This window comes from Methylobacterium variabile, assembly GCF_001043975.1.
In the GTDB taxonomy this organism is placed as follows: domain Bacteria; phylum Pseudomonadota; class Alphaproteobacteria; order Rhizobiales; family Beijerinckiaceae; genus Methylobacterium; species Methylobacterium variabile.
This window is the reverse complement of the sequence record NZ_LABY01000121.1, coordinates 1-14681: the sequence shown is the minus strand read 5'-3', so window position 1 is coordinate 14681 and position 14681 is coordinate 1. Positions and strand designations below refer to the sequence as shown.

General features: G+C 73.1%; 17 protein-coding genes. 11 read left to right on the top strand and 6 right to left on the bottom strand.

Going from position 1 to position 14681, the window contains the following annotated elements; translation table 11 throughout:
• Window positions 1-222: 222 nt before the first annotated feature.
• From VQ02_RS17650 to VQ02_RS37225, 3 genes are all read left to right on the top strand, one after another.
• A complete protein-coding gene (locus tag VQ02_RS17650) occupies window positions 223-507 on the top strand; it encodes a BrnT family toxin (RefSeq protein ID WP_048445513.1) in 285 nt (94 codons plus the stop codon).
• Window positions 485-799 carry a BrnA antitoxin family protein gene (locus tag VQ02_RS17645; protein ID WP_048445512.1) on the top strand — a complete coding sequence of 105 codons (315 nt, stop codon included), beginning with the start codon at window positions 485-487 and terminating at the stop codon, window positions 797-799. The genes VQ02_RS17650 and VQ02_RS17645 overlap by 23 nt, the downstream gene beginning before the upstream one ends.
• Window positions 800-1009: 210 nt before the next feature.
• Entirely contained in the window at window positions 1010-1159 is a 150-nt protein-coding gene (locus VQ02_RS37225; RefSeq protein ID WP_157080676.1) for a hypothetical protein, read from the top strand.
• Window positions 1160-1199: 40 nt separating this feature from the next.
• Here VQ02_RS37225 and VQ02_RS17640 read toward each other — a convergent pair whose 3' ends face one another.
• The 3 genes from VQ02_RS17640 to VQ02_RS17630 all read right to left on the bottom strand — a co-directional run bounded on the left by VQ02_RS17640 (window position 1200) and on the right by VQ02_RS17630 (window position 3946).
• A complete protein-coding gene (locus VQ02_RS17640; protein ID WP_083469281.1) occupies window positions 1200-1658 on the bottom strand; it encodes a DUF1036 domain-containing protein in 459 nt (152 codons plus the stop codon).
• A complete protein-coding gene (locus VQ02_RS17635) occupies window positions 1630-2934 on the bottom strand; it encodes a glycerate kinase type-2 family protein (protein WP_048445511.1) in 1305 nt (434 codons plus the stop codon). The genes VQ02_RS17640 and VQ02_RS17635 overlap by 29 nt, the downstream gene beginning before the upstream one ends.
• A 67-nt stretch (window positions 2935-3001) precedes the next feature.
• On the bottom strand, window positions 3002-3946 hold the full coding sequence (locus VQ02_RS17630) for a DMT family transporter (protein ID WP_048445510.1): 945 nt from the start codon (window positions 3944-3946) through the stop codon (window positions 3002-3004).
• Between the two features lie 151 nt (window positions 3947-4097).
• Between VQ02_RS17630 and VQ02_RS17625 the strand changes: the two genes are divergently transcribed.
• The 5 genes from VQ02_RS17625 to VQ02_RS34780 all read left to right on the top strand — a co-directional run bounded on the left by VQ02_RS17625 (window position 4098) and on the right by VQ02_RS34780 (window position 8232).
• The gene (locus VQ02_RS17625; protein ID WP_048445509.1) at window positions 4098-4862 is read left to right on the top strand and encodes an N-formylglutamate amidohydrolase; all 765 of its coding nucleotides are present in this window, start codon (window positions 4098-4100) and stop codon (window positions 4860-4862) included.
• A 59-nt stretch (window positions 4863-4921) separates the two neighbouring features.
• Window positions 4922-5227 carry a DUF1244 domain-containing protein gene (locus tag VQ02_RS17620; RefSeq protein WP_048445508.1) on the top strand — a complete coding sequence of 102 codons (306 nt, stop codon included), beginning with the start codon at window positions 4922-4924 and terminating at the stop codon, window positions 5225-5227.
• Between the two features lie 189 nt (window positions 5228-5416).
• On the top strand, window positions 5417-5674 hold the full coding sequence (locus VQ02_RS17615) for a DUF2312 domain-containing protein (protein WP_236012505.1): 258 nt from the start codon (window positions 5417-5419) through the stop codon (window positions 5672-5674).
• Window positions 5675-5775: 101 nt separating this feature from the next.
• A complete protein-coding gene (locus VQ02_RS17610; RefSeq protein WP_245239768.1) occupies window positions 5776-7017 on the top strand; it encodes a DUF3095 domain-containing protein in 1242 nt (413 codons plus the stop codon).
• Window positions 7018-7182: 165 nt separating this feature from the next.
• The gene (locus VQ02_RS34780; RefSeq protein ID WP_053080419.1) at window positions 7183-8232 is read left to right on the top strand and encodes a hypothetical protein; all 1050 of its coding nucleotides are present in this window, start codon (window positions 7183-7185) and stop codon (window positions 8230-8232) included.
• Between the two features lie 25 nt (window positions 8233-8257).
• Here VQ02_RS34780 and VQ02_RS17600 read toward each other — a convergent pair whose 3' ends face one another.
• Window positions 8258-9283 carry a YVTN family beta-propeller repeat protein gene (locus VQ02_RS17600; RefSeq protein ID WP_048445514.1) on the bottom strand — a complete coding sequence of 342 codons (1026 nt, stop codon included), beginning with the start codon at window positions 9281-9283 and terminating at the stop codon, window positions 8258-8260.
• Between the two features lie 175 nt (window positions 9284-9458).
• On the opposite strand from VQ02_RS17600, the gene VQ02_RS17595 reads away from it, so the two are divergent.
• Window positions 9459-10730 carry an OprO/OprP family phosphate-selective porin gene (locus VQ02_RS17595; protein ID WP_048445507.1) on the top strand — a complete coding sequence of 424 codons (1272 nt, stop codon included), beginning with the start codon at window positions 9459-9461 and terminating at the stop codon, window positions 10728-10730.
• A 340-nt stretch (window positions 10731-11070) separates the two neighbouring features.
• Window positions 11071-11328, top strand: coding sequence for a hypothetical protein (locus tag VQ02_RS17590; protein WP_048445506.1), 258 nt, complete (start codon window positions 11071-11073; stop codon window positions 11326-11328).
• Between the two features lie 69 nt (window positions 11329-11397).
• On the opposite strand, the gene VQ02_RS17585 is transcribed toward VQ02_RS17590, so the two are convergent.
• Both VQ02_RS17585 and VQ02_RS17580 read right to left on the bottom strand, forming a co-directional pair.
• Window positions 11398-12183 carry an ABC transporter permease gene (locus VQ02_RS17585; protein WP_048445505.1) on the bottom strand — a complete coding sequence of 262 codons (786 nt, stop codon included), beginning with the start codon at window positions 12181-12183 and terminating at the stop codon, window positions 11398-11400.
• 10 nt (window positions 12184-12193) lie between these two features.
• Window positions 12194-12784 carry an ABC transporter ATP-binding protein gene (locus VQ02_RS17580; protein ID WP_048445504.1) on the bottom strand — a complete coding sequence of 197 codons (591 nt, stop codon included), beginning with the start codon at window positions 12782-12784 and terminating at the stop codon, window positions 12194-12196.
• A 171-nt stretch (window positions 12785-12955) separates the two neighbouring features.
• On the opposite strand from VQ02_RS17580, the gene VQ02_RS17575 reads away from it, so the two are divergent.
• Window positions 12956-14347 (top strand): MFS transporter, encoded by a 1392-nt coding sequence (locus VQ02_RS17575; protein ID WP_083469282.1) that lies wholly within the window; start codon window positions 12956-12958, stop codon window positions 14345-14347.
• The last annotated feature ends 334 nt before the right edge of the window (window positions 14348-14681 follow it).

The window sequence follows — 14681 nt, the reverse complement described above, 5'->3', positions numbered from 1 at the left end:
GGCCGAGGGTCGCGACGATCTTGGTGCGGCGGGCGCGCTTCATGGGGGTGTCGTCCGGGGGGGCCGGGGTTCGGGAGGATGGGCCGTACGGAAAGCCGGTCGGCGGGCCCGGGTCAATCGGCGATTTAGGGCGGCCGGGGGTCGTGGGGAGCGGAGCGGGCGTCGGTCGGGCCATCTCGCCTTCCCACTTGTCGATCCCGGTTTTTGTATCTACAAAAATTCATGAAGATCGTCTTCGACGAACTGAAGCGGCAGAGCAACCGGGCGAAACACGGCTTCGACTTCGCCGATTTCGAACGCTGCTTCGACCGTGACACGGCGCTGGTGCTGCCGACCCGGCCAAGCCGCACGGGCCGCAACCGCTACCTCTTTATCGGCCTCTGGAACGGGGACATCGTCGTGCTCGCGGTCGTGTCGCCTCTCGGCAGTGAAGCGTTGTCCCTCGTCAGCATTCGCCGCGCGGACGAACAGGAAAGGGAAGCCTATGACCGGCACTTCGAAACCTGAGCGGCCCTCTCTCCTCACATCCGAAGAGGATTGGGACATCGATGGCGAGATCCCGCATCTGACGGACGAGGAACTGGCCCAGCTGCGTCCGGCCCGGGAGGCTCTTCCTCCCGAGGTCTACGCGGCGCTGCCGAGCCGCGGCGGCCGGCCGAGAGCCGAGCGGCCCAAGCAGCTCGTCAGCCTGCGCTTGGACCCGGACGTGGTCGAGACCTTCAAGGCGACGGGGCCGGGCTGGCAGACCCGGATGAACGAAGTGCTGGCGGAGGCGGCGCGGAAGTTGCGGGCGGCCTGAAAGGGCTTGCGCCTCCGCTTGCGAGGGAAAACCGCCAGCGCCATCAGGCCCAGACGCATAGGCGCGGGAACAGTGGGTCAACTCAGCGATATGCCCCAAGGTCACCAAATCGACGGCATTTCGGGCCATGCCCGGGATGACCCTGACCGGGAGGACTGAGCGCCGATAGCTCCTTGGCGACGCATCCTTTGCATCTTGATCGGCGCGGCGATGCTCTACGGCGCGATCAGTCTCGTGCTGCCCGGCATCGAGCGGAGCCACCTGTCGCTGCGGGTCTGCCTTGCCGCGATCATGCTGACGCTCGGCGGAGGCTTCGCACTCACCTGTGGCCTGTTCCCGACGATAACGAGCCGATGGTGACTTTCGACGTCCGCCGGCTCCGAACCTCTCCACCCTCGCCTCACGGCGCCGCCCGCCCTGGATCCGTCAGCTGGATCGTCCAGCTCTTCTGCTCGCCCGTATCGACCTCGAAGAAGCCGTTGCGGTCGTAGCCGCGGGCGAGGCAGTCCTCGACGCCCCGTATGGTGAACTCGCGGTCGCGGGTGCACATCAGCGAGCGGCCACTCCACTCGCCGCCGCGGTCGTAGTCAACGGCGAAGACGTAGTAGTAGCGGGCGGCCAGCGCGCCCTTGAGCAGGGTCTCGCAGCCCTTGGCGGAGAGGTTCCACCAGCCCTCCGTGACCCAGCCGCCGGAATCCCGGTAGCCCAGCGCGATGCCGATGCGGCTGCCGGTCATGTTGCACATGCGCAGGTCCGCCCGCGCCGGCCCGGCCCCGAGGAGGGCGAGGAGCAGGGCGGGCAGAACGGCGCGGCGCGGGCGGGAAACGAGGTCAGCCAACCAGGATGATGCGGAGGTCATTGACGTTGGTGCGGGTGGGCCCGGGCCGGACGAGGTCGCCGAGCCGGTCGAAGAACGGTGTCGAGTCGTTCTCTCCCAAGCTCGCCCGCGCGTCGAGCCCCGCCGCCGCCGCACGGGCGAGCGTCGTCGGGTCGATGAGGGCGCCGGCCGGGTCGGTGGCCTCGCCCCGTCCGCCGTCGGTGCCGTCGGTATCGGCCGAGAGGGCCGCGATGCCGGGAGCACCGTCGAGCACCAGCGCCAGGGCCAGCGCGTATTCCTGGTTCGGCCCGCCCTGACCCTCGCCCCGGATGGTGACGGTCAATTCGCCGCCGGAGATCAGTGCGGCCTTCCGCCCGGCGGCGGCGAGGTCGCGGGCGAGGCGGGCGTGCTCGGCCGCGACCTCCCGGGCCTCGCCCTCGAGGTCGGCCCCGAGCAGCACCGGGTCGTAGCCGGCCTCAGCCGCCGCCGCGGAGGCCGCGTTCAGGGCGTCGATCGGCCGGGCGACGATGCGGAACTCGGTGCGGGCGAAGGCGGGGTCGCCGGGCTTCGGGCTCTCGTTGGCGGGGTCGTTCAGGAGCGCCTCGGCGGCCGGCGGCAGCGGGATGCCGCGGCGGGCGCAGATCGCCCGCGCGTCGGCGAGCGTGGTCGGGTCCGGCACCGTCGGGCCCGAGGCGATCACCGCCGGGTCGTCCCGGGGCACGTCGGAGATCGCCAGCGTCAGCAGCCGGCCGGCGTTGCGCGCGGCCTGGGCCAGCCGCCCGCCCTTGATGCGCGAGAGGTGCTTGCGCACGCAGTTGATCTCGTCGATCGCCGCGCCCGAGCGCAGGAGCGCCCGGGTGATGCCCTGCTTCTCGGAGAGCGTCAGGGCGCCCGCCGGCGCGATCCAGTTCGCCGAGCCGCCGCCGGAGAGGAGCACCAGCACGAGGTCGTCCGGGCCGGCGGAGGCCGCGAGCTCCAGGCCGCGTTGCGTCGCCGCGATGCCGGCCTCGTCCGGCACCGGGTGGCCGGCCTCCACCACCTCGATCACGCCCGCCGGCTCGCCGTAGCCGTGGCGGGCCACCGCCAGGCCGGCGATGCGGGCGGGATCGAGCCCCTGCGCCCGGTAGTGCCGCTCGGCCAGCGCCGCCATGCTGGCACCGGCCTTGCCGGCGCCGAGGATCACCAGCCGCCCGGCCGGCGCCGGGGGCAGGTGCGGCACGAGGCAGCCGCGGGGATGGGCGGCCGTGACGCCCGCATCGAGCAGGCTCAGGAGCAGGGCGCGCTGAGCGGCAGTCTCCGGGCGGGGGGCATCGGTCACGGGGCGGCTCCTCTCTGGGTATGGTCACGCTTCGGGCCGGCTTCGTACCGGTCCCGTTCCGGTCTTGTTAGATCTTGTTAGAGCTTACCACCGGGCGCCGCCGCGGTCGGGCGACCGCGATGCCGGCCAGGATCAGGCCGCCGCCGAGCACCTGCAGGGGTCCGAGGGCCTCGCCGAGGAGCAGCCAGGCCAGGATCGCCGCCGCCACCGCCTCGAGGAAGATCACCAGGGAGGAGAAGCCCGCGGGCAGGCGGCCGAGCGCCACCGAGAGCAGGCCCTGGCCGCCGGCGTGGCTGATGAGGGCGAGCGCCGCGAGGCCGGCGGCGGCGCTCGCGGATCGCGGCAGCACCGGCCGGGTCTCGAGCACTGCTACGACGCCGAGGAGCACGATGGCGGTGACGCAGGAGGCCACGAAGGTGACGCGGGCGGCGCCGAGGCCCCGGGCTCGGGCGCGCTCCACCGCCAGGAAGTAGAGGGCGAAGAACGCGGCGGTGATCACCCCGTCCCGGTCGCCGGCGAGGCGGGCGGGATCGACCTGGACCGACTGCCCGACCAGTGTGGCGCCGCCGAGAAGGCAGACGGCGAGCCCCGCGAGCGTGCGCCCGGCGGGCCGGTGGCGCAGCCCGGCCCAGGCGAACAGCACCACGAAGACCGGCACCGTGGTGGCGAAGAAGGTGGCGTTGGCCACCGTCGTGCCCAGGATGGCGAGATGCCAGAACAGCAGGTCGCCGGAGAAGGCGAGGCCGGCGAGCAGGGCGGAGGGGGTCATGCCGCGGCGCAGGTGCGGCGCCCGGGCCTCCTCCCACCGCATCCAGCCGTAGAGCACCGGCAGCGCCAGTGCGACGCGCCAGAAGGCGCTGGCGAAGGGCCCGACCTCGGGGCTGACGACCCGCACCAGGACCGGCGACAGGCCCATCGCCACCGCGCCGGCGACGAGGGCCGCGAGCGCGGGGCCGAGATCGGCCGAGGGAGCGCCGGAGGCGGCGAGGTCGGGCAGAGGGGTGCGGGACATCGGCAAGGCCTTCGCGGCGCGCTCCCGGTTCGGGTGTCACGCCCCGTCACTATGGCAAGACGCGCCCGGCGTCACCGTGCGGGCCCCCCGCGGCGGATGGAGGCTGCTCCGCCATTTGGGTATGGGAGAGGGACGGAGACACGATCGCCCGATGACAGCCGCCACATCCGCCCGCCACCCGCCCCAGCCCGTCGAGACGATCCCCGGCGATCCGGCCTGCGGCCTGCTCCTCCTGTGTGACCACGCCTCGAACGCGGTGCCGCCGGACCTCGACCACCTCGGCGTCGCGGCCCCGCACTTCGAGCGCCACATCGCCTACGACATCGGGGCGGCGGCGGTGACGCGCGCGCTCGCCCGCCGGCTCGGGGCGCCGGCGCTGCTCACCACCTTCTCGCGCCTCATCATCGACCCCAACCGGGGCCGGACCGACCCGACCCTGGTGATGCGCCTCTCGGACGGGGCGGTGGTGCCGGGCAACGCCCGGATCGGGCCGGAGGGCGTCGCCGAGCGGCTGGCGCGCTTCTACGACCCCTACGACCGCGCCATCGACGAAGCGGTGGCGGCCGCGTTCGCCGCCGGTGCCCCCCCCGCCATCGTGACCGTGCACAGCTTCACCCCGGCCTGGCGCGGGGTGGCGCGGCCCTGGCACGTCGGCATCCTGTGGGACCGGGACGACCGCCTCGCCGGCCCGCTGATCGCCGCCCTGCGGGCGGACCCGGCCCGATTCACGGTGGGCGACAACCAGCCCTATGGCGGCGGCCTGCCGGGGGACACGATCGACCGCCACGCCATGGCGCGGGGGCTGCCGAACGCCCTGATCGAGATCCGCCAGGACCTGATCGGCGACGAGGCCGGGGCCGAGGACTGGGCCGCGCGCTTCTCCGCCCTGCTGGGTCCGTTGGTCGCCCGCGCTTGACCGGGCGGGCGCCCGCTCCCCACCTCAGAACCCCGGATTCTTTTGAAGGGAGCCCCCCGATGGACGGCATCGACGAGACCACCCGCACCGAACTTGAGGCCGCGGTCTTCCGCCGCCTGGTGTCGCACCTCCAGGGGCGCACCGACGTGCAGAACATCGACCTGATGAACCTCGCGGGGTTCTGCCGCAACTGCCTGTCGAACTGGCTCAAGGACGCCGCCGACGCCCGCGGCCTGCCGCTGACCAAGGACCAGAGCCGCGAGCACGTCTACGGCATGCCCTACGACGCCTGGAAGGCGCAGCACCAGAGCGAAGCGACCCCGGAGCAGGCGGCGGCCTTCGCGGCGCGGTCGGACAAGCACTGAGGTCCGCCCGCGCGGCCCTCCCGCCGGCCGCGCAAGAACTCGGTAAGGTTGAGCATCTATCAAGATCCGGGAAGGCGTGCCGCGAAGGCCGCCATCCGTCAGTGGGTTGGGTGCCTGATGGCCGCGTCCGCCCGCGGCGGCACCGGACCGGACCCATCGGCAAGGAGATCGTGAATGAACGCGCACAGCATGCCGGACGCCGACGTCGCCTCGTCGGGCGTCGCCGCCGAGGAGCTCAAGCAGTTCATCGAGCGCATCGAGCGCCTGGAGGAGGAGAAGGCCGGCCTCCAGGGCGACATCAAGGACGTGATGCTCGAGCTGAAGGGCCGCGGCTTCGACGTGAAGGCGGTGCGGACCATCCTGCGCCTGCGCAAGAAGGACCATTCCGAGCGCCAGGAGGAGGAGGCCATCCTCGAGCTCTACATGCAGGCCCTCGGCATGGCGTAGGGCCGCCCGGCCTTGAACCGGAGGCGGTCGCCGTCCCTCCGCACCCTTCGCGGGGACGGAACCGGCGCCCCGCCTCCGGACATTCGTGACGGATGGAGACGTTGACACAGACGGAGCCCGCGGACGGCTTCCGCTACGCCGACCTCACCCCGGCGACCGACTTCCTGAGCGTCCTCGACGACGCCCATTACCGCCCGGTGCCGGACGGCTGGTGGGTGGCGGTGACCGACGTGGTCGATTCCACCGGCGCGATCGCGGCGGGGCGCTACCGGGCGGTGAACTTCGCCGGGGCGGCGGTGATCGCCGCCCTGCGCAACGCCCTCGGGCGGCGCGAGCTGCCCTTCGTGTTCGGGGGCGACGGGGCGAGCGTGCTGGTCGCCCCCGGCGAGGCCGGGACGGCGAGGGACGCGCTCGCCGCCACGGCCGCCTGGGCCCGCGACGCGATGGGGCTCACCCTGCGCGCCGCCCTCGTGCCGGTGACGGAGATCCGGGCCGCCGGCCACGCGGTCGAGGTGGCCCGCTACGCGCCCTCGCCGGACGTGGCCTACGCGATGTTCATGGGCGGCGGCATCGCCTTCGCGGAGCGCGCGCTCAAGCGGGGGCTCTACGCCGTGGAGCCGGCCGCACCGGGCGCGCAGCCCGACCTCGCCGGGCTGACCTGCCGCTTCGAGCCGGCGAAGGCGCGGCACGGCCTGATCCTGTCGATCCTGGTCGTCGCCGTCGAGGGCGCCGACCGGACGGCCGCGCGGGCGGCGATCACCGACGTGGTGCGCCTCGCCTCCGAGGCGCCGTCCCGCGGCCATCCCCTGCGGCCCGGCGGGCCCTCCCTGCGCTGGCCGCCGGCCGGGTTCGCCCACGAGGTGCGGGCCCGGGGCCCCCTGTGGGGCTCTCTCGGCCTGCGCCGCCTGCATCTCCTCGGCGCCACGCTCCTCGCGCACCTGGTCTTCCGCTTCGGCCTGCGGGTCGGCGGCTTCTCGCCGCTGCGCTATCTCGACGAGCTGGTGGCGAACACGGATTTCCGGAAGTACGACGACGGCCTGCGCATGACGGTCGATTGCAGCCCGGAGCTCGCGGCCCGGATCGAGGCGCGGCTGGAGGCCGCCGAGGCGGCGGGGCTGGTGCGGTTCGGCCTCCACCGCCAGGGCGCGGCGCTCACCACCTGCATCACCCCGGTCGCGGCGATGCGCGACCACGTCCACTTCGTCGACGGCGAGGACGGGGGCTACGCGCGGGCGGCCCAGGTGCTGAAGGCCAAGGAACTGTCGACCAGGGGGCCTCTGGCCAAGCAGCCTCCTTCCGAGAAACCCGGGGCCGGCGAGGCCGCGGCGCGCGGCACCGGCTGAGGCCGAATCGGCCGGCAGCCCGCTTTGGGGCGAGAGCATGGCCCCGGTCCGCGCGGTCAGGCGATCGGTCGCATCCCACCCTTGCGTCATCGGAAGGGACTTGGAGAGGAGACCTGCCCTATACCCCGCCCTTCCGAATCGAACTGGAACAGAGCCCCTTTGGAAATGACCGACGCGGTGTGGACGGCTGAGGCGACCGAGAAGGCGGTCGCGCTGTGGATCGAGGGACGTGACCCGGCGGAGATCGCCGGCGAGATCGGCACGACGGTCGCCGAGGTGATCGGCCGCGTGGCGCAGGCCGCCCTGGCGCGGCAGCAGGCCCGGGCCGAGGCCAAGGAGACGGCCAGGGACACGGCCAAGACCACGTGGCCGGCGGCCGCGGCGGAGACGCCCGTGCCCGCGACGGCGGCGCCGGTCGCCAGGGCCGAGCCCGCGAAGGCCGAGCCCGTCAAGACTCAGCCCGTGGTGGCCGAGCCCGCGAAGGCGCCGGCCCCCAGGATCCTGCCTTCCCAGATCCTGCCTTCGACGATCCAGACCGCCGCTCCCGCGCCCACCAAGGTTGCCTCGGCCAAGCCCGCGCCCGTCAGGCCAGCGGCCGAGGCCGAGCCGGCCGTCAAGCCGGCGGCCGCGCCGCAGCCCCGCGCCGCCGCTCCGCAGCCGGCCGCGCCCCGCGCCGAGGCGCCGGTGATGAGCGCGCGCGCCCTTGAGGAGGCCACCCGGGCGTTCCTTGCCGCCAACAAGGCGCCGGCCCCGGCCCGCAAGGCGCCCGCCGCCGTGAAGGCGGCCCCGGCCGTCAAGCCGCCGGTCGCGGTCCAGGCCGAGGCGCTGCGGGCGCAGGCGCCGCCGCCGCGCGCCGTCGAGGCGCCCGCCCGTCCGGTCGCCCCGGTCGTCCAGCCGGTGGCGGCGCCCGTTGCCGTTGCGCCCGCGCCGGTGGAGGTTGCTCCTTCGGCCGTCGAAACGGCCGAGGGCGGCAGCGTCGTCGCGCTGCCGATGTCCCGCCGGGTCCCGGCGGCCGCGGCCGATGGCGGCGAGGGCGTGCTGTTCCTGAAGGCAGGCCTCCTCGACTGCACATACCCGCTCTGGGCCGACGGCGACGGCACCGCGATCGAGAGCAAGCGCGTCTGCGGCTGCCGCGTGCTCACCGGCAAGCGCTGGTGCCGCACCCACTACGCGACCGTGTTCGAGCCGCCGAAGAAGCCCCTACGCGCGGCCTGACTCCCCGGGGTCCCGAGATCCTGCCTCACCCGGGCAGGACCACCATCACGTCCGGCTCGCGCCCGGTGGCGAGAGTGCCCTGCACGCGCCGCCCCTCGAGGTCGACCACCGCGATCCGGTCGTCCTCCAGGGCCGCGAAGGCGAGCGGGCTCGACGGGTGGCGGGCGAGCGCCACCGGCGCGCCCTGGAGCGGCACCACCGCCACCTCCTTCAGGGCGGGATCGAAGAGCGACAGGCTCTTCTCGGCGTAGTTCGCCAGGATCAGGTCGCCCTCCGGACCGCAATCGACCCGCACCACGTCCCCCCGCGTCGGCACCGTGCGGGTCACCGTCATCGCCTCGGTGGCGAGCGCCGTCAGCGTCGCGCTGCGGCGGTTGGCAACGTAGAGGGTCGCCTCGTCGGGGCTGAGCGCGTTGCCCTCCGGCCAGAGCCCGGTCGCCGCGACCCGCGGGGCCTCGGCGGGCGCGAAGGGCCGCACCCGGCTCACGGTGTTCGACAGGATGTTGGCGACGTAGGCGCTCTCGCCGTCCCGCGACAGCGAGAAGAGGTGGCCCTTGATGCCGCCGGTCGCCACCGCCCGGTCCGGCCGCTCGGCACGCTCCGGCGCGTCGAAGCCGAGCAGCACGTCGCGGTCCTCGCTCAGCACGAACAGCCGGTCCCTGGCGTCGAGGCGCACCCCGTGCAGGCGCCGGAACGGTGCGCAGGCGATGGTGCGGGCAAGGACCCGCGCCTGCAGGTCGACGACGTAGACCGCGTCTCCCCCCGGGCCCGGCGTGGTGGAGGACTTGGCGCCGTAGAGGCCCACATAGGCGCGGGCCCCGGCCCGGTCGACCGCGAACTCGTGCGGATACTCCCCCGGCAGGTCGACCCGCCCGGTGCGCCGGCCGCTGGCGAGTTCGTAGAAGCTCAGGGCGTGCTCGCCCTTCTCCATCACCAGCAGGGTATCGGAGCGGCCGGCGGCGCCCTGCGCCCGGGCGGGACCGGCCACCGGTGCGAGGACGAGGGCGGCGAGACCCGACAGACACGTGCGGCGGTCGATGGCGGGGAGCATGGAGAAATCCTCGATCGTCCCCGACACAACTCGGCCGTGACGTAGCGGTTCGACCGCGAACGGGCGTGTCTCCACCGCCACACCGGCCGGCGATCGCGGCCAGGATTGCTTTAGGTCGCACCAGCGTCACGCGATAGGCGCCACGTTGCCCGGCATTCGTCGCGAGAGTCCGATCATGCCGCACCGCCTCCGCTCCTGGTCGCTCGCCGCCCTCGCGCTCTCAAGCCTCAGCCTCCCGGCCGCCGCCATCGAGGGACCGCCGGGGCCGTTCGGCGAGCAGCTGACCATCGACGAGAGGGGCATCACCCTGAAGTTTCCCGACGACGCCGCGACCCTGCGGATCGGCGGCCGCCTGCAGCTCGACTTCGGCACCGGGCGGGTGCAGCAGCGCGGCTTCGGCACGGTGTTCGACACGCCGATCGCCGTGCGCCGCTCCTGGATCGAGAGCTACCTAACGCTGGGCAAGGAGCTCGAGCTCGCCTTCCAGTACGACTTCGCCGAGCCGAACCGGCCGATCAACGATGCGGTCGTCGCCTACAAGGGCTTCAAGGACGTCATCGTCGCCCTCGGCAACATGAAGGAGCCGTTCAGCCTCGATCAGCTGATCAGCGACAACAACACCCTGTTCACCGAGCGCTCGCTCGCCGACGCCTTCGCGCCCGCCCGCAACTTCGGCTTCGCCGTCGGCACCCATGGCGACCGCTGGACCGCGGTGACGAGCGTGTTCGGCGGCAACATCAACAACGCCGGCATCGGCGGCCAGGGCGTCGCCTCGACCACCCGCGTCACCTACGCGCCCTACCTCAGCGAGGACAAGTACGACGTCCTGCATTTCGGGATCGCCGGCAGCTACCGCTCGCTGCCGAACGACGGCAGCGCGCTCACCCTGTCGAGCCGCTCGGAGGCGTTCCTGTTCGCGCGGCAATTCGTGAACACCGGCAGCATCCGCGACGCGTCGAGCATCGGCCGCGTCGGCCTTGAGGCCGCCTGGCAGACCGGGCCGTTCCGGCTCCAGGCCGAATACATCATGACCGAGATCGGCCGGTTCGGCGGCGCGCCGTCCCTGAGCTTCCAGGGCGGCTACATCCAGGCCGGCCTGCTCCTCAACAGCAAGGGCCGGCGCTACTCGATCGCCCCCAACTACGCGACCGAGTACGCGGTGTTCAGCGGGGTCCAGGTCGAGGAGGCGCAGCGGGTCAGCCGCGGCGGCACCGGCGTGTTCGAGCTCGGACTGCGCTACAGCGCCATCGATCTCGAGGACCGCACCATCCGCGGCGGCATCGAGCACGACTTCACCGCCGGCGTGAACTGGTACCCGGACCGCAACATCCGCTTCGTGTTCGACTACGTCCGCTCCCACACCTCGCCCTCGCCGGCGAACCTGAACTTCAACCGACGGACGATCGACGCCGACGTTTTCATCGGTCGGGCGCAGCTGTATTGGTGAATTCATCACAGGGGTTGCGGCGCTCGTTCTATCCGAGGTGTCGGCCCCAAGGACTCGCACTCACGGCAGAGGAGATCCGCGGCATCGTGATCACGACGGCCCGGCGCGATCTGCCGTCTGGAACTGGCTGGCACGACCGCTATGGCCACGGGCGAGTCCACGCCGCCGGCGCAGTGGCGGCGACCATCCGGCGAGCAGCGGGGCTCGGCCCGCTCGCGGGCGGCCCCGTGTCCGGACCGATACATTTCTGAAAATATACCTGTGGATCCCGCGCGCCATCACGCAGAATCCCCATGTTACCATCCAGCGCTAGAATTGATCGTGGTCCGAGGGGCGCGGCATGTTCACGACAAAGTCGGCGCAGTTCCACAAGATCGACGGCAGCCTCCGCGCCGCTGCTGTCGATCCAGACATGATCCTGAAAGCCGTCGTCAAGGTGACGGAGCCGGGCTACGTACCGCCGGGCGTCACGGTCCGCAGCCAAATCGACGAGACACTGCTGACCGGCGAGGCAACCGCCAGCACCCTGCCGGTCCTCGACAGCGACCCCAAGATCGTCTCCGTCTCCCTGTCCCGTCCCCTGCGGATCATCGATTGAGCCAAGCGCGGCAGTCCCGCTGCCATCACCATACGGCGGGCATCCCGGAGGACGGTCGACCGGCCGCGCTCAGCCCAGTCGCTCCAGCCGCAAGCGATGGCGGGCGTCAGTGAGCCGCCGGGCCGCGAGGTAGACCGCCCCCGTCACCCCGAGGCCGCTCGCTCCTGCCAGCAGGAACAGGATCAGGATCTGCGCCGAGGCCGCCTCCTGCGGGTTCTGCCCGGCGAGGATCTGGCCGGTCATCATCCCCGGCAGGGTGACGAGCCCCGCCGCCGCCATCTGGTTGAGGACCGGGATCAGCCCGGCGCGGATCGCGCTGCGGACGAGCGGCGCCAGCGCCTCGTCCCGGGTGGCCCCCAGCGCCAGGCGGGCCTCGACGGCATTCCGCTCCCGCCGCAGCGCCCCGGTGAAGCCGTTGAGCCCGATGGCGACGCCGCTCATCACCGAGCCGAGCACGATGCCGGCAAGCGGGATCAGGGCGTGCGGGTCCCACCAGGGCTGCGGGCGCAGGGCCGCGAGGCCAACCGCGACGGCGACGACCGTCGCTCCCGCCGTCACCGCGCCGCCGAGCGCGTAGCGCCAAGGCCCCCGCAAGGGTCGCTCCTGGCGGGCGCCGATCTCGTAGGCGGCGGCGAGCGCCATCACGGCGACGATCCCAACCACCGGCCCCGGCGCCCCGAGGCCGAACACCACCCGCAGCACCAGCCCGACCAGGGTGAGCTGCGCGGCCAGCCGGCAGGCGGCCACCAGCATGGTGCGGGCAAGCCCGAGGCCGAGCGCCGCCGACAGGCCGGCATTGAGGAGGACGAAGCCCGCCCCGAGGGCGAGGTCGAGGGGGCCGGGTGACGGGGTCATGCGGACCAGGTCACGCGGGCTTCCCGCCCGCGACGGCGAGCCGGCGCGTGGCGAGGCGCGCCACCTGGGCGGGATCGTGGGAGACGAGGAGCACGATCAGCCCGGCGGCGCGCCGCCCGGCGATCACCGCCTCGGCGCCCCGGACGCTGTCGGGATCGAGGGAGGCGGTCGGCTCGTCGAGGAGCAGCACGCGCGGATTGACCGCGAGCGCCCGCAGCAGGGCGAGGCGCTGGCGCTCGCCGGTGGAGAGCCGGGCCACCGGCCAGCCGAACACCTCCGCCGGCAGGCGCAGGGCCTCGCGCTCGCGGGCGAGGCGGTCCGGAGCGCCGGTGGGGAAATGCTCGGCCACCGTCTCGGCCCACCAGCCTGCTTCGGCGGCGAGGTAGGTCACCCGCCGGCGCCAGAGCGGCGCCGGCACCGCCGCCCGGTCGACCCCGTCGAGGCTGACCCGGCCCTCGGACGGGTCGAGATCCGCGACCATGCGCAGGAAGACGCTCTTGCCCGCCCCCGACGGCCCCGTGACCGCGCAGGCCTCGCCGGGTGCCAGCGCGAGGTCGAAGGGCCCGAAGCGATCGCGGCGGAGGGACTCGATGCGGAGCATGGGGGATCGGCGCGGCGTCCGGCCGGGTGTGCGGGAGGCCGGCGCGGAACGCAACGGCCCCGCTGCTGTTTATGTCTCCCACGGACGACGTGGGAGGACGATGTGGCGGCAGGAACGGGAACGGCGCGCGGCGCCGGGACGGGGCTGGTGCGCACCGACGTGCCGGCCCGGATGGACCGGCTGCCCTGGAGCCGCTTCCACCTGCTTCTGGTGATCGCGCTCGGCATCACCTGGGTGCTCGACGGGCTCGAGGTCACCATCGTCGGGGCGATCGGGCCGGTGCTTCAGGACGAGCGGGCGCTCGGCCTCACCATCCAGCAGATCGGCGGGGCGGCCTCGTTCTACGTCGTCGGCGCGGTCGTGGGCGCCCTGGTGTTCGGCTGGCTCACCGACCGATTCGGGCGCCGCCTCGTCTTCTACGCCACGCTGATGATCTATGTCGGGGGCGTCATCGCCAGCGCGCTCGCCTGGGACTTCTGGAGCTTCGCGCTGTTCCGCGTCGTCACCGGCCTCGGCATCGGCGGCGAGTACGCGGCGATCAACTCGGCCATCGACGAGCTGATCCCGGCCAAGTACCGCGGCCGGGTCGACCTCATCGTCAACGGCAGCTTCTGGCTCGGCGCCGCGGCCGGCGCCGGGGCCTCCCTGCTGCTGCTCGATCCCAACCTCCTCGACCCGGATTTCGGCTGGCGCCTCGGCTTCGGCATCGGCGGCGTGCTCGGCCTCGGCATCCTCTTCCTGCGCCGCCACGTGCCCGAGAGCCCGCGCTGGCTCGTCACCCACGGCCGCGAGGACGAGGCCGAGCGCACGGTGACGGAGATCGAGCGCAAGGTCGAGGCCGAGACCGGCCAGAAGCTGCCGAAGGCCGAAGGCATCCTCGAGGTGCACCCGAAGAAGAGCTTCGGGTTCGGCGAGATCTTCGCCTCGATGGTGCACAAGCACCGCGGCCGCAGCATCCTGGCGCTGGTGCTGATGATCGCCCAGGCCTTTCTGTTCAACGCGGTGTTCTTCACCTACGGGCTGGTGCTGGCGAAGTTCTACGGCGCGCCGGAGAACCGGGCCGGCGTGTTCCTGGTGCCGCTCGCCATCGGCAACTTCCTCGGTCCGCTCTTGCTCGGCCACTTCTTCGACACGATCGGCCGGCGCCGGATGATCGCCGGCACCTTCGGCTTAAGCGGGCTCCTGCTCCTGGCCACGGCGGTGGTGTTCGGCCTCGACCTGTTCACCGCCTGGACCCAGACCTTCGCCTGGATCGCGATCTTCTTCGTCGCCTCGGCGGCCGCCAGCTCGGCCTACCTCACGGCGAGCGAGATCTTCCCGCTCGAGACGCGGGCGCTCGCCATCGCGGTGTTCTACGCGCTCGGCACCGGCGCCGGCGGCGTGGTGGCGCCCTGGCTGTTCACCCACCTGATCGAGTCCGGCCAGCACTGGGCGCTGGCGGGGGGCTACGCCGGGGCGGCACTGCTGCTCGTGATCGCCGCGGTGACGGAGTGGCGGCTCGGGGTCAACGCGGAGGGGAAGTCGCTGGAGAGCATCGCGGATCCGTTGTCGAAGGCGGGGTGAGGGGGGATTCCGGCTTCAACTGCCGGTTCTCCCACTGCCGCCGGAGCGGTTCCTCGCGCTTTCGTCGCCGACAGGGCGGCCGCAGTGGCGGGAGCCTCGCCTCGTGTCCCCCGGTCGGCCTCGCCGGGCCGCAGGTCGGTCGGATCGCGCCCGGCGCGGATCAAACCGACCATCTCACCGCGGAACTCCGCCGGGGACGGGGCTGCGGGTTCCCGACCTGGCCGAAACACCTCGCAGGTCAGTGCAGGGCCGCCGCCCGCTCCGTCGCGGGCAGCATCGCCGCCTCGTCGATGAGGGCCGCCCGCGCGCGGGCGAGGCGGGCCTCCGCCGCCCC